Source organism: Anaerostipes butyraticus (assembly GCF_016586355.1).
Classification (GTDB): Bacteria; Bacillota; Clostridia; order Lachnospirales; family Lachnospiraceae; genus Anaerostipes; species Anaerostipes butyraticus.
This window is the reverse complement of record NZ_BLYI01000014.1, coordinates 12797-37774: the sequence shown is the minus strand read 5'-3', so window position 1 is coordinate 37774 and position 24978 is coordinate 12797. Positions and strand designations below refer to the sequence as shown.

Genomic DNA, 24978 nt, shown 5'->3' with positions numbered 1-24978 from the left:
AGTTTTCATGGCAAAAGAGAAGAAATTAGTTGAAGCGATCACTGCGATGGAAGACGATTTTGCCCAGTGGTATACGGACGTCGTCAAAAAAGCAGAATTAGTTGAATATTCCAGCGTAAGGGGATGTATGATCCTGCGCCCCAACGGGTATGCCATCTGGGAAAACATTCAGAAAGTGCTGGATGCTAAATTTAAAGAAACAGGCGTAGAGAATGTAGCAATGCCGATGTTCATTCCGGAAAGCCTTTTACAAAAAGAAAAAGATCATGTAGAGGGGTTTGCTCCTGAGGTTGCATGGGTAACCCATGGAGGAAATAAAAAGCTTCAGGAACGTCTTTGTGTAAGACCGACTTCTGAGACGCTGTTCTGTGATTTTTATTCCAAGATCATCCACTCTCACAGAGATCTTCCGAAATTATATAATCAGTGGGTGTCTGTCTGCAGATGGGAAAAGACTACAAGACCATTTCTGCGTACATCTGAGTTCTACTGGCAGGAAGGACATACCGCCCATGCCACAGAAGAAGAGGCAGAAGAGCGTACTATTCAGATGCTGAACATTTACGCGGATTTCTGTGCGGAATATCTGGCAATCCCAGTGATCAAGGGACAGAAGACAGATAAGGAAAAATTTGCCGGAGCGAATTCCACTTATACGATCGAAGCGCTGATGCATGATGGAAAAGCGCTTCAGTCTGGTACCAGCCATAACTTTGGGGATGGATTCGCCAAAGCATTTGATATTCAGTATACAGATAAAGATAATAAACTGCAGTATGTGCATCAGACATCCTGGGGAATGTCTACAAGAATCATCGGAGCGATCATCATGGTACACGGAGATGATTCCGGACTGGTGCTTCCTCCGAAAATCGCGCCGGTACAGACGATGATCATCCCAATCATGCAGAAGAAAGCAGGAGTTCTTGAGAAAGCAGAAGAAATTCGCCAGAAGCTGGCAGAAGCAGGATTCAAAGTAAAAGTAGATGATTCTGACAAGAGTCCTGGATGGAAGTTCAGTGAGCAGGAAGTTCAGGGAATTCCGACAAGAGTAGAGATCGGACCGAAAGATATTGAGAAGAATCAGGCCGTGATCGTCAGAAGAGATACAAGAGAAAAAACCATCGTTTCCCTGGATGAACTGGAAACGAAACTGGCAGAAGTGCTGGATCAGATGCAGAAAGATATGTTTGAGAGAGCAAAGAAACATTTGAATGAGCACATTGTAGAAGCAACGACATGGGATGAATTCAAAGAGCACATCGAGAAACAGGATGGATTTGTCAAAGCCATGTGGTGTGGAGAGACGGAATGTGAGGAAGCGATCAAGGAAGAAACGACAGCGACCACACGATGTATGCCGTTCCATCAGGAACACATCAGTGATGTATGTGTCCATTGTGGAAAACCGGCGAAAAAATTAGTTTACTTTGGAAAAGCATATTAGACAGAAGCACCGGCACTTTCAATGATTTGAAAGTGCCGTCTTCGGTTAGAATCATAATAAAAAAGGAGCAGCCTATGATGAAGATAAAAATGCCGGTCCAGGCACAAAAGATCATAAAACGGCTGGAAGAAGCCGGCCACGAGGCCTATATTGTAGGCGGATGCGTCAGGGACTCCATTTTAGGGAAACATCCGGCGGATTGGGATATTACGACTTCAGCGTCTCCTGTGGAGATCAAAGAACTGTTTTCCTATACGATCGACACAGGAATCGAGCATGGGACAGTTACAGTTATGGCAGATCATCAGCCGTTTGAAGTTACCACATACCGTGTGGATGGAAAGTATGAGGATCACCGCAGACCCAAAGAAGTACATTTTACGAAGTCTCTGGAAGAAGATCTGCTTCGGAGGGATTTTACGATCAATGCCATGGCATACAGTGATACAAAAGGTCTGGTAGATCTTTACGGCGGAAGAGCGGATCTGGAAGAAGGGATCATCCGCTGTGTAGGAAATGCTTCCGAGAGATTTGATGAAGATGCTCTGAGGATTTTGAGAGCGCTGAGGTTTCAGGCACAGCTGGGATTTCAGATCGAAGAAGAGACCAAGGCAGCGATTCGGAGACAGGCCAGATTTCTGAAAGATATCAGTGCAGAACGGATCCGGGTAGAACTGGATAAGCTGCTGGTATCGGATCATCCGGAAGTGCTGGCGGATGCGTATAAACTGGGAGTGACAGAGGTTATCCTTCCGGAGTTTGATACAATGATGGAGACGCCGCAGAATAATCCTCATCATAAGTACAATGTGGGAATGCATACGATAGAGGCATTAAAACACATTGAACCGGATTCAATCCTTCGATGGACTATGCTTCTGCATGACGCAGGCAAACCAGAAGCGCGGGTAGAGGGCAAAGATAAAGATCATTTTAAGATGCATCCGGTCATCGGGGAGAAGATAGCCGAAAAGATCATTCGCAGGCTGAAGTTTGATAATCAGACTTTAAAACAGGTTAAAACTCTGGTCCTGTGGCATGACAGGAGATTTGCCTCACCGGAAGAAGCCAGTTTGAAAACCGTACGCCGGTGGGTTTCTCAGATCGGACCGGAAATGTTTGAAAAACTGATGAAAATCCAGGCAGCGGATATAGCGGCTCAGAGTGAGTATCACAGAGAAGAAAAGGAAGAAGTGCTGGCCAGGACAAAGGAACTGTTCCGGCAGGTGCTGGAGGCACAGGATTGTCTGTCGGTCAGGGATCTTGCCGTTGGAGGCACAGATCTGATTGAGGCAGGAGTGCCTCAGGGCAGAGAAGTAGGACAGATGCTTTCCTGGCTTTTGGATCAGGTGCTGGAGACGCCGGAACTGAATAAAAAGGAAATACTGATGAGGCTTGTCAAAGAAAAGAGGGAAAGGGAACAATGAAGAAAACAGCGATTGCATTGATTCCGCTGTTATATACAGCGATGATCTGCCCAGGCAGGAAAAGGGAACATCCGATTCTTAAAGTGAAGCATTTTGCCCACAGAGGGTTTCATGGAGAGGCGGGAATCCCGGAAAATTCCATGGCAGCTTTTCGAAGAGCCAGGGAGCTTGGGTATGGGATCGAACTGGATGTACAGCTTACAAAAGATGATGTGCTGGTCGTACACCATGATTATGATTTGAAAAGAACCTGTGGAACTGGAAAATATATCAGAGATCTTACCTATGAACAGTTATGCCGGTACCGGCTGATGGGAACCGAGGAGAGGATCCCGAGATTTGTGGATGTTTTGAGAGAAATTGATGGAAAAGTTCCTCTGCTGATCGAATTAAAGATGGAGACTTTTAATACGAAGCTGTGTCGTCTTGCTGCAGAAGTCCTGGATCATTATCACGGACTTTACTGTATGGAAAGTTTTCATCCGTATGCTTTGTACTGGTTTAAAAAGCACCGGCCTCAGGTTATCCGCGGACAATTAAGCGAGCAGTTCTTTAAGGAAAAGGAATGGAAACATATACCGGCGTATTTTGTGATGAAAAACCTTCTGACAAATTTTATAACAAAACCGGATTTTATTGCGTATCATTATAAATATAAAGACTGTCTTCCGCTGAAAATCTGCCGGAAATTATACCGGATTCCAGTCTATGGATGGACGTTTCGGAGCAAAGAAGACTATGAAGAGAATCAAAAGTGTTTTCATGGATTTATTTTTGAAAGATTTATGCTATAATGTCTCTATGGCACGCCTGGCTCCATGGAAAATGAGAAAGCAGGCATGGCACACGATAAACGAGAAAAACAGATCCACTTAAGGAGATGAGATAATCATGAAGAAGAATGTAGTAGTAATTTTTGGAGGGGATTCCTCAGAACATGATATTTCCTGCCTTTCAGCGCAGACGGTCATCAACAACATGGACCGGGAGAAGTACAATGTAATTAAAGTTGGAATTACAAAAGAGGGTAAATGGTTGTTGGTGGATCATGTAAAAGATATTGAAGACGGGAGCTGGAGAGAAGGTGAAGTAAGGGCTCTGATTTCACCGGATACTGATTCCCGGTCTCTGATCATCCTGGCAGAAGGGACCTATAAGATGCAGAAAGTTGATGTGATCTTTCCTGTTCTCCATGGAATGAATGGAGAAGATGGAACGATACAGGGCTTGTTTGAACTGTCCAAGATTCCGTATGTAGGCTGCGGAGTGTTATCTTCTGCGGTTTCCATGGATAAAGTTTATACAAAAATCATTGTAGACCGGCTGGGAATCGATCAGGCAAAATTTGTACATGTAAGAGAGAGTGATTTTAAAGATGATGATCTGACGGACGCCATGGACCGGGTGGAAGCAGCTTTGTCTTATCCGGTATTTGTAAAGCCGTCCTGTGCGGGATCTTCCAAGGGAGTTTCCAAAGCCCGCGATCGAAAAGAACTGAGAGAGGCGCTCTATGAAGCGATCAAACATGACAGAAATATCCTGGTAGAAGAGACAATCATCGGACGGGAAATTGAATGTGCGGTTCTCGGAGACCGCAGCGAAGCTGAGGCAACCTGTGTTGGAGAAATCCTTGCGGCAGCAGATTTCTATGATTTTGATGCCAAATATAATAATCAGGAATCTAAAACTGTGATTGATCCGGATATGCCGCAGGAGATCAAAGAGCAGATCAGAAAAGACGCTCTGGAAATCTTCCACGCAGTGGATGGATTTGGATGCGCAAGAGTTGATTTCTTCCTGGAAGAATCCGGAAGAGTTGTATTTAATGAGATCAATACGATGCCTGGATTTACATCCATCAGCATGTATCCGATGCTCTGGAAAGCCTGTGGAATTGACACTCCTCAGCTGATCGACCGGTTGCTGGATCTGGCGATGACAAGATACCGCTAGGAGGAGCCATATGAATGAGCCAATAGGAGTATTTGATTCCGGAGTCGGCGGTCTGACAGTGGCCAGAGAAATCATGCGTCAGCTTCCGGAAGAGAGCATGATTTATTTTGGAGATACAGCACGGGTTCCGTATGGAAGCAAGTCGAAGGATACGATCATCCGTTATTCCAGACAGATCGTCAATTTCCTTTTGAGTAAAGGAGTTAAAGCGGTTGTTGTTGCCTGTAATACGGCCAGTGCGCTGGCTCTGACGGAACTGCAGCGGGAATACATCGTGCCGATCATCGGTATGGTACAGCCGGGAGCTGTAGCGGCGATGAAGGCTACAAAGAATAAAAATATCGGAATCATTGGAACCAACGCTACGATCAAAAGCGGTCAGTATGGGACCTATCTGCGGAAGATGGATCCGAAAGTGACCGTGGTGACTAAGGCATGTCCCCTGTTTGTGCCTCTTGTGGAAGAGGGGCTTATCGATGACCGGATTACAGAAGATATGGTATCCAGGTATCTGCGGGAATTTCGTCAGTATGATATTGATTCGCTGATTCTTGGATGCACCCATTATCCGCTGCTGATCAATCCGATCCAGCGTTTTATGGGAGATGGCGTGACACTGGTCAATCCGGCGTTTGAGGTGGCGAAGTGCTTAAAGCAGCTGCTCAAAGAAGATGGAATGCAGGCGGAGAAAGGACATGTGGCCAGGTATGAGTATTATGTCAGTGACCTCGCGGATCAGTTCCTTACCTTTGCAGACCGGGTGCTTCCATGCAGGGTGGATTCCGTTCAGACAGTAGAGATAGAGAAATATTAGGAGCGGCATATGACAAAAGATGTATTGATCAATATCTCAGGGCTTCAGATGGAACTGGATGACGGGGAGCCTGTTGAGATGATGACGACAGGAGATTATTATCTGAAGAATGGAAAACATTTTATTTTGTATGATGAGATTGAGGACGATCATCAGGTGGTGAAGAATATCCTGAAGATTGGGCCAAAGACAGTAGAGATTTCCAAAAAAGGCGGAAGGAATTCTCATATGGTATTTGAGAAGGGAAAAGAGAATCTGTCTTACTATGATACTCCTTTTGGAAGTCTTCTGCTGGGAGTCAGCACCAGTGATATCCGCTGGATGGAAAAGGAAGATCATATGAACCTGCAGGTAGATTATGATCTGTCCATCAATTCGGATCACATATCAAAGTGCAGGATTGATGTGAATATTAAATCAAATGAAGGATAAAAGCAAAGCGGACAAGTTCCCTGAAAGGAGTTTTTTCAGGGAACGTGCTCCGCTTTACGCTTTCTTTCCGGGAGGGTTTTGTATGATGAAGTATTGGAAGGATTTAGGGATATCGGCCGGACTTCTGGCAGCAGCTACTTTTGTATCACATATTTTTTTCTATCAGAATGTCCATTCAGGAAACAATATTCCCATGATTTATGTTCTTGCGACTTTTCTGATTTCCAGATTTACACGAGGGTACTGGTGGGGAATCATTTCTTCTTTCATCAGTGTACTGCTGATCAACTGGCGTTTTACGTATCCTTATTTTCGGATTAATTTTATGATTGATGGATATCCTATGACATTTATCAGCATTCTGGTAATTGCGGTCATTACCAATATGACCACTACCAGTCTGAATGTTCAGCGCCAGGAAGCCATTGAAAGAGAAAAAAAGCTGGAAAAACTGAATGAATACAACCAGCAGATCAACAAGCTGACAATTGAGAGGGAAAAAGAGGCCATGAGGTCGAATCTTCTGCGGGCCATTTCCCATGATCTTCGAACACCATTGACAGGAATGATCGGAGCCAGCGCTACCTATCTGGAAGCAAAAGATTATCTGGATGAGGAAGCAAAAGATAAGCTGATCATGGGAATTCAGGAAGATGCCCACTGGCTCCTGAATATGGTGGAGAATCTGCTGAGTATTACAAGAATTCAGAATGATAATGACGGGGAAGCGGCCCATGTCAAGAAAACGCCGGAGCCTTTGGAAGAAGTTGTGTCATCAGCTGTCATCCGGTTTCAGAAAAGATATCCGGAGGGGAAAGTGAATGTAAAAGTTCCGAAGGAATTCCTTATGGTTCCGATGGATCCGACACTGATCGAGCAGGTGATCATGAACCTTCTGGAAAATGCCTGGATTCATTCTGGAAAGCACGAGGAGATTGATTTTTACGCTCGACAGGAAGGGCGAAATGTAGTATTTTATGTAAAGGATTATGGGGATGGGATTGAGCCAGAGCGCATGGAACATCTTTTTGACGGATGCGCAGGATCGAAAGATAACGAGAGCCGTAAAGGCATGGGCATCGGATTAACGATCTGCAAGACGATCATCCAGGCTCATCAGGGAGAAATCCATGCGAGAAATCATGAAAATGGAGCAGAATTTTATTTCAGCCTTCCGCTGGAAGAAGAAAATGGAGGAATGAGTAATGATGGAGTTTAAAAGGACCGCGCTGATCATTGAAGATGAAGAAAATATCGGGAATTTTATGTCTGCAATCTTGAAAGCCAATGGTTATAAGACCATTCTTTGTACGACAGGAGAACAGGGAATGCAGTGTGCGGAATCTTACTGTCCGGATGTCATCCTGCTGGACCTTGGACTCCCGGATATTGATGGAATGGAAGTCCTGAAGAAAATCAGGGAATGGACGGTTACGCCGATTATTATCATTTCTGCCAGAAATAATGAAGAAGAAAAGGTGCGGGCTCTGGACGGAGGAGCAGATGACTATATTACCAAACCTTTTGGAAATCAGGAACTGCTGGCAAGAATCCGGACTGCGCTGCGGCACCGGAGACAGCCTGTGGAGACATCTACCGGAATTCCGGCATATAAGGCACAGGAATTAAAAATTGATTTTGACAAACGCAGAGTTTTTCTGGAAGGAAAAGAGGTCCGGCTGACGCAGATTGAATACAAACTGGTTTCCCTGCTGGCTGAAAACGCCGGAAGAGTTATCACCTATGAGGCGATCATCCGCGATATCTGGGGGCCTCATGCAGATACAAACAATCAGATCCTCAGGGTGAATATGGCCAATATTCGTCGGAAAATCGAGAAAAATCCGGCAGTTCCCAAGTATATTTTTACAGAAGTTGGCGTGGGATACCGGATGCTGGAAAATGAATTGTCCGGCTAAAAATACAAAAAATTTTGAAAAAAGCCCTTGCATAAATAAAAATAGTCTGCTATTATAAAAACCGACAAAGAGGTCTAAAGCATATGAAGGAATGTGCTTTGGACCTCTTTTTTTTCTCTCGAGAGGCTGGCCGCGGCAGCGGCGTCAAATGAAAAGAATGAATGGAGGAATAGATTATGAACGCAGGAGATACTGGATTTATTTTGCTCTGTGCAGCGCTTGTGTTTTTCATGACGCCTGGGCTTGCATTCTTTTATGGGGGCCTTGTACGGAGAAAAAATGTTGGAAATACAATGATGCAATGTGTATTTATCATGGGCGTATCCATCGTTATGTGGGTACTGTTCGGATACGCACTGGCCTTCGGAGGAGACCACGGCGGAATCATCGGAGGAGCTAAATGGTTCCTGTTCCAGGGAGTCGGAATGGATCCCGGACCATATGCTGATACCATTCCAAACCTGGCCTTTGCAGCGTTTCAGATGATGTTCGCAATGATTACACCGGCACTGATCACAGGATCTGTCGTTGGAAGAATGAGATTTAAATCTCTTGTTATTTTTATTATTTTATGGTCACTGATCGTTTACTATCCAATGGCTCATATGGTATGGGGCGAAGGCGGATTCCTCGCAAGCATCGGTTCTGTTGACTTCGCAGGAGGAAACGTTGTACATATCACATCAGGTGTCAGCGGACTGGTTCTCGCAATTCTGTTAGGAAAACGAAGAGGATACGACCAGGGAGCATATCATGTACACAACACACCGTTCGTATTTTTAGGAGCCGCAATGTTATGGTTCGGATGGTATGGATTTAACGCAGGAAGCGCATTGGCAGCAAACGGACTGGCAGCACACGCATTCATGACAACATCTCTTTCTGCTGCAGCAGCTCTTGTTTCCTGGATGGTAATCGAGACAATTACATCTGGAAAGCCAACTCTGGTAGGAGCATCTACCGGTCTTGTAATCGGACTGGTTGCGATCACACCGGGCGCAGGATTTGTGCCGGTATGGGCATCTTTGATCATTGGACTTCTGGTAAGCCCGATCTGCTTCTTCGGAGTGAAACTTGTAAAAGGCAAACTTGGAATCGATGACGCGCTGGATGCTTTTGGATGCCACGGTATTGGTGGTATCTGGGGAGGTATCGCAACCGGATTATTCGGACTTAGTTCCATCAACGATGTAGCACAGTGGGATGGTCTTGTATTCGGAGATTCCAGATTATTCGTAGCACAGATCATCGGAATCGTTGTTTCTATCGCAGTAGCCGTTGTGGGAACTCTGATCTGCGCAGGCATTGCGAAGCTCTTCGGACCGCTTCGTGTAAGTGAAAAAGAAGAGAAGGTCGGACTCGATATTTCTGAACATAATGAAAATGCATATCCGTCCTTTAATGGTTTGGATTAGAAAGAACGGGGGAATTGAGATATGATAATGAAAGTAGAGGCTTTTGTAAGGGAAGAAAAGCTGGAAGATGTAAAAGAAGCATTGAACAAAGTTGAAGTCAACGGAATTACGATTTCCCAGGTTATGGGATGCGGAGCGCAGAAAGGATTTACGGAAGTGGTCAGAGGAACGAAAGTAGATGTTATGCTGCGTCCGAAAATCAAATTTGAGATTGTGGTATCATCCGAAGAATGGGCGGAAAAAACCATCAAAGCCATTCAGGATGCCGCATTTACCGGCGAAGTCGGAGATGGAAAGATCTTTAGTTATGAAGTAAAAAATGTAATTAAGATCAGAACAGGCGAAACAGGAATTAACGCCTTACAGGATTAAATCAGTTAAAAATATACAAAACGGGAGCCCTGCCGGGAAATCATGGATTTCCAAGGCAGGGTTTCCGTTTTTGTAAAATCTTCTAAAAAATTCTATTAAAACGAGAAATATCGTGATATAATACTTCTCGTTTCTTATAGGAATCATAGTAAAGGAAAGAAAATATGGCTACGGTGACATTAATATCAAATCATATGGGAGTAGATACGTATCTGGAGCTGAGAAAGGCAGTCGGGTTCAAACCACTTTCCAGAACGCAGGCAAAAAAGGCGCTGGATCACAGCCTTTATATTGTGTGTGCCTATATTGACGCGCAGATTGTAGGCATGGGGAGACTGGTCGGCGATGGGGCCGTTATCTGCTACATTCAGGATCTTATGATCCATCCGGATTTTCAGAGATATGGAATCGGAGGAGCGATCATTGAGGATCTGATCAAACAGGTAGAAGACATGTGTGAAGAAGGAACTGAGATTATGCTGGATCTGATGTGCGCAGTCGGTCGTGAGCCTTTCTACCATAAACATGGATTTATTTCCAGACCGACGGACAGCCTGGGACCGGGAATGATCCGTTATATCAGGAAAGAACCTGCTCCCGAATCAAAGAAAGAAGAAGGAGGATACTAATATATGGAAGAAAAGCAATATGATCCATATACAGGATATGAGATGAAAGGAGAATTTCAGAAACAGGAAAATGATCAAAACCAGGATACGGAACAGGAACCGAGCCACGGCCTGACAGTAGCAGCGCTGGTTCTGGGAATTGTCTCTGTTGTGCTGATGCTCACATGCTGCTGTTCTCCGTTTGCAATCTTTACCGGAATTGCTGCGATCGTTTTATTTGCGGTAGCCCCAAAAAGAAATGGGAAAAAAGAACCGAAAGCAGTAGCAGGTCTTATATGCGGTATTGTTTCAATCATAGGAACCTGTATTTTGATTCTCATTTTCATTTTCAATATACTTTTAAGTGATGAATTTCAGAGTCTTCTTGATGAAAATCTGCAGGGGATTGACCGGCAGGAATACCAGTATGACAGCTATGATGAAGAGCATGACGATATATTTTAGCATTTTCTGGAAAATGCCCTGCTTTTTTAAGGAGATTACCCATTTGTACTGCCCGGCCTGCGGGGGAACCAGAGCGGTCCGGGCGCTGCTGCACCTGGATCTGACACGGTCGTTTCTATGCAATCCTATTGTTTTATATGGAGTCGTTATGGTTTTATGGTGCCTTGGAGGATTTCTGGCGGGGAAAATTCTTCACAGAACTATCCAAATCTGCAGACCGGGATTGTGGATGCTGTATCTGGGGATTATATTGTTCTTCGGACACGCAGTGATCCGAAATATTGCGGTTTATCAGTTTGGATATGACTATCTGGGGGATCTGCTTCGATAGAATGTAAAAGAGGTATGGAATGAAAGATTGGGGAAAATATCAGTTTACAGTGAATGGGTTTAAGATGGAAGTGTCTTATCATAAAAGGACAGTTCAGGAGATTTTTCTCCCTCTGCTCCGAAGGATGACTCATCTGCAGAAAGAACGAGGGGAACGGCTTCTGGTTTTTATGGCAGCGCCTCCGGCCGCAGGAAAGACAACGCTTTGTCAGTTCCTTGAATATTTGTCCAGGGAGATTCCGGAACTGACAGAAATTCAGGCGGCTGGTCTGGATGGATTTCATTATCATTCAGACTATATCAATTCTCATGATGCTGTCGTTCAGGGAAAAACTGTGCCGATGAAGGCAGTAAAAGGCTGTCCGGAAACATATGATACAGCGAAGCTGGGAGAGAAACTGTGCCGGATTAAAAAAGAAACCATTTTATGGCCGGTTTATGACAGAAATATTCACGATGTAGTGGAAGATGCCATAAAACTGGAAAAAGAAATCATACTGCTGGAAGGAAACTGGCTGCTGCTGGACGAGGAACCATGGACGGTTTTCCGAAAAAAATGGGCGGATGATACAATTTTCATTCTTGCAGAGGAGAAAATGCTGAAGGAACGCCTGATTCAGCGAAAAGAAAAAGGCGGGCTTTCCAGAGAAGAAGCAGAGAAATGGTATGAAAACAGCGACAGCTCCAATGTAAGAAGAGTTCTGAAATCATCGGTTAAAGGAAATCTGATTCTGGAAGTGGAAGAAGACAATGATTATCGGCCTATGGAAGATTCCAGTGCTTGCAACCAGGAATGGAATAGAGTATAATAAACTTGATGTGAAAAAGTTAACGAATTATATGGAGGACAAACTATGTTAGTATCAGCAAAAGAAATGTTAAACAAGGCGAAAGCCGGACATTACGCAGTTGGACAGTTCAACATCAACAACCTTGAGTGGACAAAATCAATTCTGTTAGCAGCAGAAGAGACAAGATCTCCAGTTATCTTAGGTGTATCTGAAGGTGCTGGAAAATACATGACAGGATACAAGACAGTTGTTGGAATGGTAAACGGAATGCTGGAAGAACTGAACATTTCCGTACCAGTTGCACTGCACTTAGACCACGGTTCTTATGAAGGATGCTACAAATGTATCGAAGCAGGATTCTCTTCTGTAATGTTTGACGGATCTCACTATCCAATCGAAGAGAATGTTGCGAAGACAAAAGAACTGGTAGCAGTAACAAGAGGAAAAGGAATGTCTATCGAAGCTGAAGTAGGATCTATCGGCGGAGAAGAAGATGGAGTCATCGGAAGAGGTGAATGCGCTGATCCTGAAGAATGCAAAGCAGTTGCAGACTTAGGAGTAACAATGCTTGCAGCAGGAATCGGAAATATCCATGGAAAATATCCGGAAAACTGGGAAGGATTAAGCTTCGAAACATTAGACGCAATCCAGAAGTTAACAGGAGATATGCCTTTAGTATTACACGGAGGTACAGGTATTCCGGATGATATGATCAAGAAAGCAATCTCTCTTGGAGTAGCTAAGATCAACGTTAACACAGAATGCCAGATCGCGTTTGCTGAAGCTACACGTAAGTATATCGAAGAAGGAAAAGACCAGCAGGGTAAAGGATTTGACCCTCGTAAATTACTGGCTCCTGGAGCAGAAGCAATCAAAGATATGGTTATTACAAAGATCAAATTATTCGGATCTGACGGAAAAGCAGACGAATAAGATTTTCTGATTCAGAATTTCATATCAAATATAGAAACCTGCAGGCGGCTGCCTGCAGGTTTTTTGGTTTTTTATGCAGAGAGAAAACATCCGGAAATAAAAATGCACAGAGGTAAAGACTTGCCGGCTGTCGTATGATACAATGGGATTAAGGTAAGGAACATATCAAAGGAGATAGGTATGCGCAAGAAGAAGGAAGAGTATTTTCAAAAATTGTATGAAGAGACATACGATGAGCTCCTTCGCTATGTCAGCAAACTCTATTGGTATGATGCGGCCATGGTAGAAGATATCCTCCAGGAGACTTATCTGATTTTGTATCGTAAGATTACGGAAGTCATGCGCCATGAGAATCCAACGGGCTGGATTAAAATGACCGCCAAATATGTAACATATCATGTACTGGAAAGAAATCATGCCGTAGAAGAGATATTATCTCAGTATCAGGCAGACACAGCGGTCAGTCCAGAGAAACTGCTGGATGAATATGAAGATCTCCGAAAGTTTTTGACAGAGAAAGAATTAAAACTCATACGAAGATATTACGAGGAAGGGTACTCTCTGGATGAGCTGGCTCAGGAATACAGGATCAGCAAGCCTGCATTAAAGATGAGGATCCACCGGGTGGTTAAAAAGATCAGGAGAGGAATAGCAGTTTGTCTGATTTTTAGCTAGTATAGAAAAAGAAGGAGAAGGAAAAGGACATGGACAAAGTGGTGGAAAGCCTGGGAAAAGAATATATCCGGGAGTTTTTGAGGCCGGGTGGAAGTGATGAGGAGAAACTGGCACAGCTGGATGAATGGATCGAACGTATTTGCCCGATTCGCCTTCCAGAGCAGTTTCAGAAGGATGAGTTTTACAAAAATCTGCTGGGAAAAATTCATGCAGAGGAAAACCGCAGACGAAAAGAGATGCTGGTAAAAGCTGCAGTGGCAGCGGTTGCAGTGGGAATCGGCGGCAACGGAGTCTGTGAGGCGGCTACCGGGAATTCCATTCTGCATTATATAAAGGAAGCGGGGCAGCAGGTACAGGAATTTCGGATTGAAATTCAGGACAGAATCAATCCGGCTGACAAAGAAATAGAAGAAGGAAACGTTACACAGTACCAGGAGAAAGAAGCGTCGTCATGGAGAGAAATAGAAGAAAAATGTTCCTGGGATCTTCGTTATCCAAAAGAAGAAGGTTCTGGCATCACCCGCAGCCAGCTGTATGCCATTACAGATGAAGGAAAGGTTGTTTCTGTCACTGCCGAATATGAAAAAGAAAACGGAATTTATTATATCTTTACTGTGGATCATTATGAAAATGAACAGGGAACTGCGGATTACAGCATACCGGATGACGCAGAAGAAATAAAGACTGAGAGAATTGCGAAAATGAAGGTTGTTTACTATCAGACAGAAGAGGAGATTATTGCGATAGGAACAGGAGAAAAAGAAGTTTACGAAATAACAAGCAATGATGATTTTGAAATGGTCAGAAAGTTTGTCATATCAATGGAAAAATAGAATGATTTTACAAGAAATAAGGAGGAATGAAATCGTATGAAAAGAGTTTTAACAGGGCTTTTATGCCTGCTTTTAGCGCTGGGATACAGTGCAGATCCTGTTCTTGCAAAAGGAAAAGCATATCGTCCTCAGAAAAGGGAGCAGGTCAGAGCATTGTCTCAGAAGGAGGTTGATCAGGTATTTCGGGAATCCGCTGGGGATGTATCTGTAGCCGTTATGCGAAGTTCCAGTCTGGGAAATGGCCTCACGACTTGTAAGCTGGCTATTACATCAGGGGGAGGATATCTGAAAGTAGCATTTCAGACAACCGCGGGAGGAACCGCAAGCAGGATTGGAATCAGAGATTTAAAACTGCAGACATATGAGAGATCATTCTGGAAGACGATTTATCCGGCAAAAGGAACTTATATCTATAGTAAGTCCAAAACAGGAATCTGCAAAGGCGGGTTCAAAATTTCAAAAAAAGCAGCCAAAAAGAAATACCGGGTGACGGCAAAACATTTTGCAGTCATCAAAGGCAAAACATACACAAAGAACAAAACAACCTCTGTAATTGTATATTAGAGAAGTTTGTGCGGATGAGCAATACTGCAAAGATCTGTTAAATCAATATGGATTACAATAATAGAAAACGTTATCAGCAGAAATTTATAAGCTGGTAGCGTTTTTTTTCTATAGTAATTATAAACAAAAAATGACGATGTATTTGTTAATATTTCACAAAATGAAAAAATTTTATCTGCCAGCGTTACTTTCAGGGGGTTTTTACGGATATATGTAGTGAAGAAATAATTTAAAAAGAGGATGGGATTTATGAAGAAAAAGTTGTGTATCATAATTGGAGTTATTCTGACATTGCTTCTGCTGTTGTTTGTATATGCATTGACAGAAATGGGAAGTACGAACCTGGACGGCATTCCGCCAGTCGAGCTGACAGAAGGATATGAATTATATGCCAGAGATGTGAACTGGAATAACATTATTATAAATAAGCAGGATGAACATGTGCGGGAAAAACAGGATCAGGCATATGAACCGGGAATAGGATATGCAGTGTGCGAAAATGTAAAATATTATTTTGTACAGAAAGAGAAGGCGTTGATTGGTGTGAACAATGGAGAATACCTGCTGATCAATACAGAGAATGATCAGATTCAAATGCGGACACAGGACAAAGATGAATTTCAGGAATATCTGAAAAAAACATATGGAATCAAAACGATGAAATGGATCCGTGCAAGAAAATATTTTGAAGATTTTGGAAAATAGGCTTCGGGAAAACCTCAAAGAGGGAGGATAAGCATGAACAAAATGATAAAGGTATTATACGATAAAAAGAACAGGGCGGTGCCGTTTATGGAAGAAGATATCGCATTGGTAAAGCAGATTGCGGTGAGCGGCAGTCCATCTGGAAAGATAGATTTGATTTTTTTACTGGAGGAATACATCGAAGACTGGAGTTATGAGATTTTGAGGATGTTGTCGAAAGATTCCAATGAAACGGTACGTGTCCATGCGATCACCAAATTATCGCAGTTTCTGAAAACACAGGATTTTTGGACGTTGTACGAAGAGTTCTCTGACGATACTCCATTTGTGACTGCGGCGGCCGCCGCAGTGGATTACATAGGAATTGAAAAGGAAATAGATCAGGGAATCAGAATCCGAAGACTGCTGGAGATTAAAGAGAAAGTGCCGGATTCTCTTGTATAAGTCCATTTGGTCATAGATGCAAAATTGTTTCTGGATACTGAAGAGGACCGCTATCTGAAAGCCATATGCCGGCACAGACAGGATGAAGATGAAAATGTAAGACTGCAGGTGGAGGATTCTATTAATGAGATTATGACGAATGTACAAGATAAAGAAGAAATTGCGCGGAAGATCAGAGAAATCGCTGCTGATAATATAGAAAAATGAAATTGTCTTGAGGTGGGAGGATGTATGAAATTATTATCTCAAATCAATGTGCTGAAAGAAAAGCAGCGAAAAGGAATTGTTTTCCGGGAAGAAGAAAGGAACATGGCAGAAATCATCAGCAAATGTTCCAGCAGCCTGTATAAGAGCAGATTGATAGATATTCTTGCCCTGGAAAGGGAAAATTGGAGCTATCGTATTTTAAAATCATTGATTCATGATCCGGATGAAAAAGTGGCAGAGAAAGCCGTGGATACCATTGGGGTATTTCAAAGAGAAATAGATTTTCAGAGGATGTTTGAGGAGGCGGCAGACGCCAATGGATTTGTAAAGTCCTGGATTGTCATGATAACGGGGCATATCGGATGGACAAGAGATATCAGGAATGAAATTTTCATGGAGCGTATGGAATATCTGGCGGAAAGCAGTCAGGAATCAGGGTATGTACCGTTCTATAGTTATCGCTGGATGTTTCTTGTTTCAGAAGACGAAACATATTTTACAAAGATTCTGGACGGGATAGAACATAAAAATCATGAAATGAGATACCATGCCATGTATGTCATAGACGGTATGTTAGAGACCCGGGCGCTGGAAAGGAAACATCTGGAGGAAATCCGGAAGCGGCTGTATGCCAATTCAAAATGTGAAGTCCGGTATTGCAGGATTTACAGGGAAAGAATATTACGTGTTGTGAATCAGCAGCTGAACCGAAGCCGGGAAGAGTGGATCTACCCGGAAGAGGCAGCCTTTTATGAGAGGATTTCCCCAATGTGCCGTGATCAGATAACGCCGGAAGTTCTTATTGCATACTGTGTTTTCCGAGTGTATTATCCGATAGATGATGGTGTCGACGAGGTTTTAAAAATTTTATATCAGGCCCGGGAGTGCTGGAATGACAACAGATTTTTGATCTTTGCGGCTTATATGGAAAGTGTCTATGGGGAGAAAGCAGAGAATATATTTTTGAAAAAATTGACGGAAACGAAGCAGGCGGAACAAAAAGCCATTGTTTTTCTGCTTCAGGCCATCTGGGAAATGGAGAAAGTTCCGGAAGATTATATCAATCACAAAGCTTTGAAATTTGCGGAGAAAACAGAAACGAAGGATAACATTAAAGGAGATGGAAGAATGGCCGCTGGAAAAGCTGTATAGTTTCGATACATTTCTGGAGATGACGATTCTCCGCAGAACAGAGGAACCGGAAAATTTTACGCTGCGAAATACGGCGTGGGATGAAGAAAAATTTTAAGAAAAGAGGGAAATGGAAATGAAAAAAATCATAAAGATCGTTCTGATTGTATGTATCTGCATCGGAGCCGGAATAGGATATATATTTTACTATTTTATGTGGGATACACAGAGTGTGAAAAAGGGAGAACAATTAAGATCGGTAGAGTCGCCGGAGGGGAATTACATAGCGAATATATATCATGGCACTGGCGGGGCTACCGTTGATTTTTCAACGATTGTTGAAATCGAGAAGAAAGATTCAGAGAAAAAGAAAAATATTTATTTTCAATATCATTGTGAAGATGTAAAACTGAAGTGGATATCAGAAGAGGAGGTAGAGATTGATCATAAAAAGATGAATATATTCAGAGATGTTTATGATTACAGACACTGATGTGCAAAGATAATCAGCGGCGGCAATTTGAGGATAAGGAAGGAGAGAACAGTGTTATATGAATTAATCTTTGATTATTGGGATGAAGATGATCCGAACAAGGATGATACTATTTTTATAGCGGTGTATTCTAGTTATGAACTTGCAGAACGCGGCCGCAAAAAGTTTGCAAAACAGCCGAGATTTAAAGGAAAAGAAGAAGCATTGGAAATTTGGGAATATGAGGTCAATGACAAAGGATGGCCGGAAGGATTCCGCCAGGGATTGTATGAGTATTTTGTTGCACAGTTGACAGATGATCTAATCATGAAAAAAATAGACGACAATGATGTGCGAATAAAATTAGATGATGGAACGAACAAATATTACATTTTCGAAGGAGAAGTAGAATTTTATGCAGTATCAGGCAGGATTATCCTGCTGAAAAGCGAAAAAACGGGGAAATTTTACTGCATTGATCCGGATCATAAGACAAAGAAAATAAGGATTGAGACCAAAGATAAAGAGGAATTTTCGGCTTATTTAAAACAGAATTATGGCATGGATTCCTGTGCATGGACAGAAATAGAACAATACGTATTAAAAAAAGACTTGCCTGGATGGTGCTAGAATTCCAATAAAAAAATCAAAGGTTTTGTATTTTGAAAGATAGGGAAGGAGAAGCATATTATGTATATTTATCGTTTATCTCATGGGTGTGAAGAAGAAAATAATGAAAAGACCATCGGATATTTTGGAAGCTGGAAAAAGGCAAGGAGTGTGATGAAAGAATACCGGTCATCTCTTCCCGGATTCAAAGATTATCCAAAGGAGTTTTCCATAAAGAAGATCAGGGTAAATGAGGATGATTACTATTTCTATGACTGAAAATATAGGATGAGTCGTGTTTTATAGTTTACAACTCTTGCAACTATGATGATGCTTTCGGTGAAAAACAAAAAGGATGGAGGGCGATTTTTTAAATGTCTATTCTGTGTTGCAGCTGGAATAGATAAAATGAAAGAATTTGTAAAGAGGGACAGGCATGATAAATTTTAATAAATATATATATTATTTGAATTATATGAAATATAACATGGAAAAAGAAACAATCATCTGCCGTATAGTAAATGCAGAAACAAATGAAAAACATGAAATAGTAATCAAAGATATAGAATATATCATTATAGGAAATTACGGTGATAAAACAACAAACAGTGCGGGAATAAAGAGTTCTTTTCATGATGATCGGTTTGAGCTATGTATAGATCCGGATCAATATAAATGTATAGTAGAAGATTTTGGAACCGGAAAAATTAATTATAAAAAAAGACGCATTTTTAAGGACTCCTGGATGGAGCATAGCAGAGATTTTAATATATATTTTGATGCGGATGAAATTAATTTTCTATGTAAATCGGATAAATTCTATGTAGATGGAAAGGAGATTTTGTATTGAAAAAGGAGAGCGTGTTATTTCGGGGCAGAAGGGAAGTCTCAGCGTTTCATTATAATCCACTATATGGAATGATAACGATAGAATTGGAAGGTGGAAAAGAAAAAATACGTATTTGTGATATTGAAGAAGCCCTTATAAAAGGGAAGAAAAGAAGGAAATTGCAATTAAAATCTGTAACAGTAAGAAAGAAAAAAAGGACAGGCAGTGAGAGAGATTTTTATTACAATATAAAGCTTCGGTTTTGTAATGAGTTTAAAATATTGGTAAGAGGAAATATCAATATAGATAACAGTCATATTGCTTCCTAAATGGAAAAATCGAAGAGAGGCAGGATGATGATTTTAAAGAAAGTTTAAGTGGGATATGAGAAGAAGCAGAGAAAAACGCAAAAATATCATAATCGTATCATGGTATTCTTTCATTCATCCAGCTCAGGAGAGGCAGGAATCCGGCTGGAAGGATAGTACAGGAATTTAACAGAAATGAATATGTGAATGGCAATCAGATCCTGATCTGTGTTCCGAATGGAATATTGGACATCCCTTTCATTTTGGGTGAAAAACTCTATTTGTATGATCTGGAAAAACAGAAAAAATATCTGATCAATAAAAGGATCGGAGTATATGATGATTTTGGAACAACATTGACGCTGGCAGGAGACAGGATTTATTACTGCGAGGAAAGGGCGGATGGAGAAAGTCAGATTTATGAAAAAGAAATAGGAGATGCAGTAAAACGAAAGAGAATTCTGAAACGGGCTGAAAGCTATACATTGGATGCTGGGAAAATATACTATCTGACATGCCGGATGACTATGGATGATGGTGGGATCCTGTATCAGAAAGAACGAAAAAATGCAGAGCCGGAGATGTCGCTGAAAGAAATCCTTTTTTGGGATCATGGCAGACTGTATACGGGGGAGGATTATTTAAAGGAACAAAAAAATATAGAGCCTGAGATACTGTTGGAAGGCAGCATGGAAGAAATCCTTCGTCTGGATCATGACAGACTATATACATGGAACAATCGTTCAAAAGAAGCAATAGAGATGATGAAAAATGGAAGCAGTATTACAAGATGCCCGGAGATTGAAGATCCAGTCTGGATCGGATACAAAGACTCTGAGCATTATCTGATCATTGAAACAGATAAAGTCATTTGCTATGACAAAGAGAAAAAAGAAAAAGAGTACATAGCAGAAGGAAGAAAATTTTCCTGTACAGCAAAATACGACAAAGAAAAAGAAAGGTTGTACTGCAGTGATATGGAGATGAATTTTTATTGGATCGATTTAAAAACTAAGGTCATGGAATGTTATCTTTCTTTCAGGAAGGAAGCAGAGACAGGAAATTTGTTTTTGGGAGAATATGAAGCAGATGTATATTACTGCAGAGATTATCTGACTGTTGATATTACAACATTGGCAGCAGATAAAGAAGAACGGTATTTGTTCGTATATGATTATGAAGGAAGACAGATAAGGAGAGAAAAAATAAAACCAAGAAGATGAGAGATACAGGAGGAGAAGAAAGTGAAAAAATTATTTATAACGGTAATAGGATTGTTTGTTCTATTATATGGCATCTTAACATTCATATGCTTCCATGTTTTGCTGAAGGATACGGATGATTATCTTGATAATGATAAGGCGAGTCTGGAAATGGTGAGTTATGGAGGGAAAGAGGATACATTCGAGTATGCGGTCATGAAGTGCGACTATAACAAAGTCCAGGAATACTTAGATAAGAAAACAGATGTTAACCAGCTGCTGAAAGAATCTCAAAAAACGCCGTTAATGCTGGCGGCAACGCTTCCGGAATATGAGGATGTTATGAAAATGTCAAAATTATTATTGAAATATGATGCAGATGCAAGGCAGGAAGATTCGCATGGAGCCAATGTTTTGTTTTATACCGTTTATGATGAATACGAGACCAGAAGCAGTGAAGATAATCTTAAGATTTTAGAGTTCTATATGGAAAAAGGAGCTTCACCTGATATTACAATCAGGAATTTTGATGCAGAGTATAATGGGTTCGAAGAAAATGGAGGAACAAATCTGACTCTCGTCGAATACTGTCAGAAAAAAGGAATGGATACAGAGGCAGAATATTTAAAAGAGAGAAGCAGCAATCATTAATTTTAACTTACTTTGGATGCTAAAAGAAACGGTAAAAATGCAGAAAGGCAGAGAGAAAAAGGGGGAGATTTAATATGAAGGAAACAAAGAATTACGGAATCTTGGATTGTTCTTTCAATTAGGAGAGCAGCCGGCAGACTATATCGTTTATGCAGTTACAGATACGATAGTAATGCCGATTGTATTTTTCTGCATAGAAAATATTCTATATCAATGCTGGAAAAGAAAAACTGGATGCTGGATTCTGACGATTTTACTGATTTTCTATTGGGCATATATTCTATCCCAATATGCGTGGAACAGGCAGGAATTACCGGCAGTTATAATAAATATAGGAATTCTGGGAGTGCTGGTTCTGATAACGATTGCAAGATCAATTTCTGTAAAGAAACCGGGTGTTTAAATGAAAAGGATAACAGAAACAATAAAAGAATAAGCAGAAACTTTGAGGGAGGAATGATAAGATGAGACAATTATTAACCGACTGGAAGAATAAACATACAATTGTCAGTCTATTTTGTGATGAAAATGATCAGGATAGGGTGAAGATTAAGAAGAAATATAAGGTATTGTTTTTATGTGTGATAGTCTGTGCAGGAATTATGTGGGGAAAATGGCAGATCGATGAGTATCGGAAAAATTTGAAATTATATAATGCAATCGAATCGGGAGATGCAGCGTCAGGGATAGAAGCGGTGGAAGAAGGTGCCGGAAAAGATTCTTTTAACTCTTTTCTCCTGGTGATGGAGTCCTTATCAGGAAAGGATGATCGGAATCCAGTCTATGCAGATACAATCCTGAGAAACGATAATGAAATTGCCGGATATCTGATCCAAAGTGGGGCAAATCCGAATTATAAAGATAAAGATGGAATTTCACTTTTGATGCTGGCGGCAAAGATGGGAAATCTGGATTTTTGTAAATTGCTGATAGAGAACGGTGCAGATCCAGGCTATAAACGAAAAGGAGCATCCGCTCTGGATTATGCTATTACATCTGAAGATATTACGGATGCAGAAAAACAACAACAGCTGGCAGAATATCTCTATAAAGCAGGAGTACCTGTAACTACAGTAACGAAACGATTTTTGAAACGGGGATATGGATTCGAAGGAGAAGTTTCTAAAAGCTGGGAAAAGATGACTCAGTGGGCTATCGAAAAAGGCATTGTGGAGGAGGCAGATTTATCACAGAAGCAACAGTATTTTTATAAAATTGCTGCGGGAGAAAATATCGATTTGAAAGAATTGCAGAAAAAATACGATGTGCGGGACTTATATCATGTAAGTGGAGAAAATATCGCTATGACAGCAGCAAAGAATGGGCATATCGAAATGCTGAAATGGGCAGCTGCCAAAGGAGCTTCCTTAAAAGAAGAGGATGTTCATGGAGATAATATTCTGGTGCTGGCGGCGGGAACAGACAATCTGGAAACATTGGAATATCTTATAGAAAAACTAAAACCATCTGGAGAAGAAATATATGACTGCATTTGCGAAGCGATGGAATGTGCCCCTCAAAGTACGATTTTATATTTGGCAAAGCAGATAGATGCTTTTAGCGATAAGAGTGCAGTGGAGAGCACAGAGACAATTTTGAATGTGGCGGCTGAGTATCGGAGAATGGATCTTGTAAGGTATCTGACAGAGAAGGGTATGAAACCGGACGGAGTCACGCTGGAATATGCGGTATATAACAGTGACATGGAGATGGCAGAATATATTTTGGAGCAGGGAGTCGGTGTGGATCAGACGGAATCCTATGGAGGTGGATCTCGGTCGCAGTCAGCGCTGGCAATAGCCATTCAGAAGGGAGACTTGGAAATGACAGAGTTTCTGCAGGAAAAAGGCGCAAAATCCAGGGATGCAAAAGAAGCTTTAGAGAACAGTGAGAGTAAACGAATTAGAGAAATATGCAGCAAAATCCAGTGGTAAGCAGGAAATAGATGGACAAAACAACCAAAAACAACTGCCTTATTTTGTACAATACTAACAAAAATGAAAAAATTGAAAAGGCCGCGTTACTTTTGGGGGTGGTTTAAGGATATATAAGTGAAGAGATAAAAACAATAAGGAGTCAGCGTATGCTGAGAAGGGAGAATGGAAATGAGAAAAATATACATAGCAGAACTTTTAATTGGGGTCATGCTGATGATATCCGCAGGGACATTGTATTCTTTTACCGCGGGAAATGTGGATCAGAACCGGCAGTACCGAATTCACAGCGGATATGTTGTGGGAGCATCAAAAAAGAAACAGTGGAAATTCATACAGCGGACAAAAACAAAGGAGGGCGGGAAAAAGCAGCAGGAGAAACAGAGCAGATAAAGGGGATAGAAAATGAAAATAACAAAAGAAAAAATGATACAACTGACAGCCGGGTGGATACCGGGAATACTGACAGTATTCTTTTTCATAAAAATACAGAGCATCCATAATCAGATGACATCAGAAGAAGCAGCGGCAGGAATAGGAGTCTTTCTCTTTATAATATGGGGACTGGTGCACTTGAAGACGAAGAACAGGAAATATGTAATTTACAGAGCTGCGCTCCTGATTTTATGTTTTGGAATCGTATCGGTTTGTCAATGGGATTTTGTCTTTATAAAAGCGTTTTTACTGAGCCTGATCCTGAATGGGATGATATGGAAGGTTCTGGATAATATCAGGAAAGAACGCAGAAGGATTCTGCCGCGGACAGTGTTATGTATCGGAATTCTTGCAATGATAATAAGCTGCAACTGTTATTTACTGTATGGGAGAAGCAGCCAGGACTATAAGAGTGTATATGAGATCGGGAGTACAGAATCTCCTGATTGGGAATATACAGCCCGGTCTTTTATGTATGAAAATGCAGGAGACAGCTATACTGTGTTTGTCCGACTGACAGATAAGAAAAGTGGAAGAGAGAAGAATATTTATCAGGAGGAACAGAAGAATCTGGATGTGCGGATGAAGTGGATGTCCAATGGGATCATCCAGATCAATGGCAGGAGAATCAGAATTTAAGAATGAGATTGATGAAAGGAGGTACATAGTATGAAGCGGATTATTTATACAGCCGGTGCGATTAGTTTTGCGGCAGCCCTGCTTCTTCATCAACAGATACAGATAAGAGCGCTTCTGATATTCTCTGCATGCAGTTTTTTATGGGCGCTTATTTTATACATCCAGGAAAAGAAAGTGGGATTATGTCTTTATGCAGCAGGATTCTTATGCTGGATTTTACTTTTGCTGATCAATCGGTTTGAGGCAGGGATGATCCTTGGTCTGCTGGCGCTTGTCTTATGGATCGGAGGGATTGTGGTGCAAAGAAAAGGTGAAAAGAAAACAAAATGTTAAAATTTTGTCATAATTCAGATGATTTGAGAAAAAAGTTTTTGTTTTTGTAACAGAAAAGTAATGGCAATGATAGGAAAGGAAAAAATCTCTTTGCTATAATG

35 protein-coding genes are annotated in these 24978 nt (G+C 41.4%); all 35 read left to right on the top strand.

Annotated features, from left to right (window positions below):
* Nucleotides 1-7 precede the first annotated feature (7 nt).
* The 35 genes from proS to JMF81_RS03445 all read left to right on the top strand — a co-directional run bounded on the left by proS (nt 8) and on the right by JMF81_RS03445 (nt 24877).
* Complete coding sequence (gene proS / locus JMF81_RS03610; RefSeq protein ID WP_201310110.1) at nt 8-1447, top strand: proline--tRNA ligase; 1440 nt, start codon at nt 8-10, stop codon at nt 1445-1447.
* A gap of 77 nt (nt 1448-1524) precedes the next feature.
* Nucleotides 1525-2874 carry a CCA tRNA nucleotidyltransferase gene (locus JMF81_RS03605; protein ID WP_201310132.1) on the top strand — a complete coding sequence of 450 codons (1350 nt, stop codon included), beginning with the start codon at nt 1525-1527 and terminating at the stop codon, nt 2872-2874.
* Complete coding sequence (locus JMF81_RS03600; RefSeq protein WP_201310109.1) at nt 2871-3668, top strand: glycerophosphodiester phosphodiesterase family protein; 798 nt, start codon at nt 2871-2873, stop codon at nt 3666-3668. The genes JMF81_RS03605 and JMF81_RS03600 overlap by 4 nt, the downstream gene beginning before the upstream one ends.
* Before the next feature lie 97 nt (nt 3669-3765).
* Nucleotides 3766-4827 carry a D-alanine--D-alanine ligase family protein gene (locus JMF81_RS03595; protein ID WP_201310108.1) on the top strand — a complete coding sequence of 354 codons (1062 nt, stop codon included), beginning with the start codon at nt 3766-3768 and terminating at the stop codon, nt 4825-4827.
* A gap of 10 nt (nt 4828-4837) precedes the next feature.
* Nucleotides 4838-5641, top strand: coding sequence for a glutamate racemase (gene murI / locus JMF81_RS03590; protein WP_201310107.1), 804 nt, complete (start codon nt 4838-4840; stop codon nt 5639-5641).
* A 9-nt stretch (nt 5642-5650) separates the two neighbouring features.
* On the top strand, nt 5651-6073 hold the full coding sequence (locus JMF81_RS03585; RefSeq protein ID WP_201310106.1) for a DUF1934 domain-containing protein: 423 nt from the start codon (nt 5651-5653) through the stop codon (nt 6071-6073).
* An 82-nt stretch (nt 6074-6155) separates the two neighbouring features.
* Nucleotides 6156-7292, top strand: coding sequence for a sensor histidine kinase (locus JMF81_RS03580; protein ID WP_201310105.1), 1137 nt, complete (start codon nt 6156-6158; stop codon nt 7290-7292).
* A complete protein-coding gene (locus tag JMF81_RS03575) occupies nt 7282-7992 on the top strand; it encodes a response regulator transcription factor (protein WP_334297463.1) in 711 nt (236 codons plus the stop codon). The genes JMF81_RS03580 and JMF81_RS03575 overlap by 11 nt, the downstream gene beginning before the upstream one ends.
* Before the next feature lie 176 nt (nt 7993-8168).
* On the top strand, nt 8169-9407 hold the full coding sequence (locus tag JMF81_RS03570; protein ID WP_201310103.1) for an ammonium transporter: 1239 nt from the start codon (nt 8169-8171) through the stop codon (nt 9405-9407).
* Nucleotides 9408-9428: 21 nt separating this feature from the next.
* Nucleotides 9429-9779 carry a P-II family nitrogen regulator gene (locus JMF81_RS03565; protein WP_201310102.1) on the top strand — a complete coding sequence of 117 codons (351 nt, stop codon included), beginning with the start codon at nt 9429-9431 and terminating at the stop codon, nt 9777-9779.
* A gap of 164 nt (nt 9780-9943) precedes the next feature.
* A complete protein-coding gene (locus JMF81_RS03560) occupies nt 9944-10408 on the top strand; it encodes a GNAT family N-acetyltransferase (RefSeq protein ID WP_201310101.1) in 465 nt (154 codons plus the stop codon).
* Nucleotides 10409-10411: 3 nt separating this feature from the next.
* Nucleotides 10412-10852: a DUF4190 domain-containing protein gene (locus JMF81_RS03555; RefSeq protein ID WP_201310100.1), complete on the top strand. Its 441-nt coding sequence runs from the start codon at nt 10412-10414 to the stop codon at nt 10850-10852.
* Entirely contained in the window at nt 10815-11183 is a 369-nt protein-coding gene (locus JMF81_RS03550) for a DUF2752 domain-containing protein (RefSeq protein WP_243282528.1), read from the top strand. The genes JMF81_RS03555 and JMF81_RS03550 overlap by 38 nt, the downstream gene beginning before the upstream one ends.
* Nucleotides 11184-11202: 19 nt before the next feature.
* Nucleotides 11203-11991, top strand: coding sequence for a nucleoside/nucleotide kinase family protein (locus JMF81_RS03545; protein ID WP_201310099.1), 789 nt, complete (start codon nt 11203-11205; stop codon nt 11989-11991).
* Between the two features lie 45 nt (nt 11992-12036).
* Nucleotides 12037-12906, top strand: coding sequence for a class II fructose-1,6-bisphosphate aldolase (fba, locus tag JMF81_RS03540; protein ID WP_201310098.1), 870 nt, complete (start codon nt 12037-12039; stop codon nt 12904-12906).
* Between the two features lie 180 nt (nt 12907-13086).
* On the top strand, nt 13087-13581 hold the full coding sequence (locus JMF81_RS03535; RefSeq protein ID WP_201310097.1) for an RNA polymerase sigma factor: 495 nt from the start codon (nt 13087-13089) through the stop codon (nt 13579-13581).
* Nucleotides 13582-13610: 29 nt separating this feature from the next.
* Nucleotides 13611-14414 (top strand): hypothetical protein, encoded by an 804-nt coding sequence (locus JMF81_RS03530; protein WP_201310096.1) that lies wholly within the window; start codon nt 13611-13613, stop codon nt 14412-14414.
* Between the two features lie 36 nt (nt 14415-14450).
* Nucleotides 14451-14978: a hypothetical protein gene (locus tag JMF81_RS03525; protein ID WP_201310095.1), complete on the top strand. Its 528-nt coding sequence runs from the start codon at nt 14451-14453 to the stop codon at nt 14976-14978.
* A 249-nt stretch (nt 14979-15227) separates the two neighbouring features.
* On the top strand, nt 15228-15683 hold the full coding sequence (locus JMF81_RS03520) for a hypothetical protein (protein WP_201310094.1): 456 nt from the start codon (nt 15228-15230) through the stop codon (nt 15681-15683).
* Nucleotides 15684-15716: 33 nt separating this feature from the next.
* Complete coding sequence (locus JMF81_RS03515) at nt 15717-16127, top strand: hypothetical protein (RefSeq protein WP_201310093.1); 411 nt, start codon at nt 15717-15719, stop codon at nt 16125-16127.
* 24 nt (nt 16128-16151) lie between these two features.
* On the top strand, nt 16152-16334 hold the full coding sequence (locus tag JMF81_RS03510) for a hypothetical protein (RefSeq protein WP_201310092.1): 183 nt from the start codon (nt 16152-16154) through the stop codon (nt 16332-16334).
* A gap of 24 nt (nt 16335-16358) precedes the next feature.
* A complete protein-coding gene (locus JMF81_RS03505; protein ID WP_201310091.1) occupies nt 16359-17486 on the top strand; it encodes a hypothetical protein in 1128 nt (375 codons plus the stop codon).
* Nucleotides 17455-17583 carry a hypothetical protein gene (locus JMF81_RS16500; protein WP_279323881.1) on the top strand — a complete coding sequence of 43 codons (129 nt, stop codon included), beginning with the start codon at nt 17455-17457 and terminating at the stop codon, nt 17581-17583. The genes JMF81_RS03505 and JMF81_RS16500 overlap by 32 nt, the downstream gene beginning before the upstream one ends.
* A gap of 18 nt (nt 17584-17601) precedes the next feature.
* Nucleotides 17602-17958, top strand: coding sequence for a DUF5412 family protein (locus JMF81_RS03500; protein WP_201310090.1), 357 nt, complete (start codon nt 17602-17604; stop codon nt 17956-17958).
* Between the two features lie 51 nt (nt 17959-18009).
* On the top strand, nt 18010-18567 hold the full coding sequence (locus JMF81_RS03495; protein WP_201310089.1) for a hypothetical protein: 558 nt from the start codon (nt 18010-18012) through the stop codon (nt 18565-18567).
* Nucleotides 18568-18627: 60 nt separating this feature from the next.
* The gene (locus JMF81_RS03490) at nt 18628-18825 is read left to right on the top strand and encodes a hypothetical protein (protein ID WP_201310088.1); all 198 of its coding nucleotides are present in this window, start codon (nt 18628-18630) and stop codon (nt 18823-18825) included.
* A 208-nt stretch (nt 18826-19033) separates the two neighbouring features.
* Complete coding sequence (locus JMF81_RS03485; RefSeq protein ID WP_201310087.1) at nt 19034-19396, top strand: hypothetical protein; 363 nt, start codon at nt 19034-19036, stop codon at nt 19394-19396.
* On the top strand, nt 19393-19704 hold the full coding sequence (locus tag JMF81_RS03480; protein WP_201310086.1) for a hypothetical protein: 312 nt from the start codon (nt 19393-19395) through the stop codon (nt 19702-19704). Before JMF81_RS03485 ends, JMF81_RS03480 begins: the two co-directional genes overlap by 4 nt.
* A 182-nt stretch (nt 19705-19886) precedes the next feature.
* Entirely contained in the window at nt 19887-20906 is a 1020-nt protein-coding gene (locus JMF81_RS03475; protein ID WP_201310085.1) for a hypothetical protein, read from the top strand.
* A 21-nt stretch (nt 20907-20927) separates the two neighbouring features.
* On the top strand, nt 20928-21536 hold the full coding sequence (locus tag JMF81_RS03470) for an ankyrin repeat domain-containing protein (protein ID WP_201310084.1): 609 nt from the start codon (nt 20928-20930) through the stop codon (nt 21534-21536).
* A gap of 213 nt (nt 21537-21749) precedes the next feature.
* Nucleotides 21750-22004, top strand: coding sequence for a hypothetical protein (locus JMF81_RS03465; protein WP_201310083.1), 255 nt, complete (start codon nt 21750-21752; stop codon nt 22002-22004).
* Nucleotides 22001-23470, top strand: a complete 1470-nt coding sequence (locus JMF81_RS03460) for an ankyrin repeat domain-containing protein (RefSeq protein ID WP_201310082.1) — start codon at nt 22001-22003, stop codon at nt 23468-23470. Before JMF81_RS03465 ends, JMF81_RS03460 begins: the two co-directional genes overlap by 4 nt.
* A 171-nt stretch (nt 23471-23641) precedes the next feature.
* Entirely contained in the window at nt 23642-23863 is a 222-nt protein-coding gene (locus JMF81_RS03455; protein ID WP_201310081.1) for a hypothetical protein, read from the top strand.
* Between the two features lie 12 nt (nt 23864-23875).
* Nucleotides 23876-24544, top strand: coding sequence for a DUF5412 family protein (locus JMF81_RS03450; protein WP_201310080.1), 669 nt, complete (start codon nt 23876-23878; stop codon nt 24542-24544).
* Between the two features lie 30 nt (nt 24545-24574).
* Nucleotides 24575-24877 (top strand): hypothetical protein, encoded by a 303-nt coding sequence (locus tag JMF81_RS03445; protein WP_201310079.1) that lies wholly within the window; start codon nt 24575-24577, stop codon nt 24875-24877.
* Nucleotides 24878-24978 lie beyond the last annotated feature (101 nt).

What these genes read in the sequence shown, in the direction of transcription:
- proS (WP_201310110.1), top strand. Translation starts at nt 8, where the DNA reads ATGGCAAAAGAGAAGAAATTAGTTGAAGCGATCACTGCGATGGAAGAC.
- JMF81_RS03605 (WP_201310132.1), top strand. Translation starts at nt 1,525, where the DNA reads ATGAAGATAAAAATGCCGGTCCAGGCACAAAAGATCATAAAACGGCTG.
- JMF81_RS03600 (WP_201310109.1), top strand. Translation starts at nt 2,871, where the DNA reads ATGAAGAAAACAGCGATTGCATTGATTCCGCTGTTATATACAGCGATG.
- JMF81_RS03595 (WP_201310108.1), top strand. Translation starts at nt 3,766, where the DNA reads ATGAAGAAGAATGTAGTAGTAATTTTTGGAGGGGATTCCTCAGAACAT.
- murI (WP_201310107.1), top strand. Translation starts at nt 4,838, where the DNA reads ATGAATGAGCCAATAGGAGTATTTGATTCCGGAGTCGGCGGTCTGACA.
- JMF81_RS03585 (WP_201310106.1), top strand. Translation starts at nt 5,651, where the DNA reads ATGACAAAAGATGTATTGATCAATATCTCAGGGCTTCAGATGGAACTG.
- JMF81_RS03580 (WP_201310105.1), top strand. Translation starts at nt 6,156, where the DNA reads ATGATGAAGTATTGGAAGGATTTAGGGATATCGGCCGGACTTCTGGCA.
- JMF81_RS03575 (WP_334297463.1), top strand. Translation starts at nt 7,282, where the DNA reads ATGGAGTTTAAAAGGACCGCGCTGATCATTGAAGATGAAGAAAATATC.
- JMF81_RS03570 (WP_201310103.1), top strand. Translation starts at nt 8,169, where the DNA reads ATGAACGCAGGAGATACTGGATTTATTTTGCTCTGTGCAGCGCTTGTG.
- JMF81_RS03565 (WP_201310102.1), top strand. Translation starts at nt 9,429, where the DNA reads ATGATAATGAAAGTAGAGGCTTTTGTAAGGGAAGAAAAGCTGGAAGAT.
- JMF81_RS03560 (WP_201310101.1), top strand. Translation starts at nt 9,944, where the DNA reads ATGGCTACGGTGACATTAATATCAAATCATATGGGAGTAGATACGTAT.
- JMF81_RS03555 (WP_201310100.1), top strand. Translation starts at nt 10,412, where the DNA reads ATGGAAGAAAAGCAATATGATCCATATACAGGATATGAGATGAAAGGA.
- JMF81_RS03550 (WP_243282528.1), top strand. Translation starts at nt 10,815, where the DNA reads ATGACAGCTATGATGAAGAGCATGACGATATATTTTAGCATTTTCTGG.
- JMF81_RS03545 (WP_201310099.1), top strand. Translation starts at nt 11,203, where the DNA reads ATGAAAGATTGGGGAAAATATCAGTTTACAGTGAATGGGTTTAAGATG.
- fba (WP_201310098.1), top strand. Translation starts at nt 12,037, where the DNA reads ATGTTAGTATCAGCAAAAGAAATGTTAAACAAGGCGAAAGCCGGACAT.
- JMF81_RS03535 (WP_201310097.1), top strand. Translation starts at nt 13,087, where the DNA reads ATGCGCAAGAAGAAGGAAGAGTATTTTCAAAAATTGTATGAAGAGACA.
- JMF81_RS03530 (WP_201310096.1), top strand. Translation starts at nt 13,611, where the DNA reads ATGGACAAAGTGGTGGAAAGCCTGGGAAAAGAATATATCCGGGAGTTT.
- JMF81_RS03525 (WP_201310095.1), top strand. Translation starts at nt 14,451, where the DNA reads ATGAAAAGAGTTTTAACAGGGCTTTTATGCCTGCTTTTAGCGCTGGGA.
- JMF81_RS03520 (WP_201310094.1), top strand. Translation starts at nt 15,228, where the DNA reads ATGAAGAAAAAGTTGTGTATCATAATTGGAGTTATTCTGACATTGCTT.
- JMF81_RS03515 (WP_201310093.1), top strand. Translation starts at nt 15,717, where the DNA reads ATGAACAAAATGATAAAGGTATTATACGATAAAAAGAACAGGGCGGTG.
- JMF81_RS03505 (WP_201310091.1), top strand. Translation starts at nt 16,359, where the DNA reads ATGAAATTATTATCTCAAATCAATGTGCTGAAAGAAAAGCAGCGAAAA.
- JMF81_RS16500 (WP_279323881.1), top strand. Translation starts at nt 17,455, where the DNA reads ATGGAAGAATGGCCGCTGGAAAAGCTGTATAGTTTCGATACATTTCTG.
- JMF81_RS03500 (WP_201310090.1), top strand. Translation starts at nt 17,602, where the DNA reads ATGAAAAAAATCATAAAGATCGTTCTGATTGTATGTATCTGCATCGGA.
- JMF81_RS03490 (WP_201310088.1), top strand. Translation starts at nt 18,628, where the DNA reads ATGTATATTTATCGTTTATCTCATGGGTGTGAAGAAGAAAATAATGAA.
- JMF81_RS03485 (WP_201310087.1), top strand. Translation starts at nt 19,034, where the DNA reads ATGGAAAAAGAAACAATCATCTGCCGTATAGTAAATGCAGAAACAAAT.
- JMF81_RS03465 (WP_201310083.1), top strand. Translation starts at nt 21,750, where the DNA reads ATGCTGGAAAAGAAAAACTGGATGCTGGATTCTGACGATTTTACTGAT.
- JMF81_RS03460 (WP_201310082.1), top strand. Translation starts at nt 22,001, where the DNA reads ATGAGACAATTATTAACCGACTGGAAGAATAAACATACAATTGTCAGT.
- JMF81_RS03455 (WP_201310081.1), top strand. Translation starts at nt 23,642, where the DNA reads ATGAGAAAAATATACATAGCAGAACTTTTAATTGGGGTCATGCTGATG.
- JMF81_RS03450 (WP_201310080.1), top strand. Translation starts at nt 23,876, where the DNA reads ATGAAAATAACAAAAGAAAAAATGATACAACTGACAGCCGGGTGGATA.
- JMF81_RS03445 (WP_201310079.1), top strand. Translation starts at nt 24,575, where the DNA reads ATGAAGCGGATTATTTATACAGCCGGTGCGATTAGTTTTGCGGCAGCC.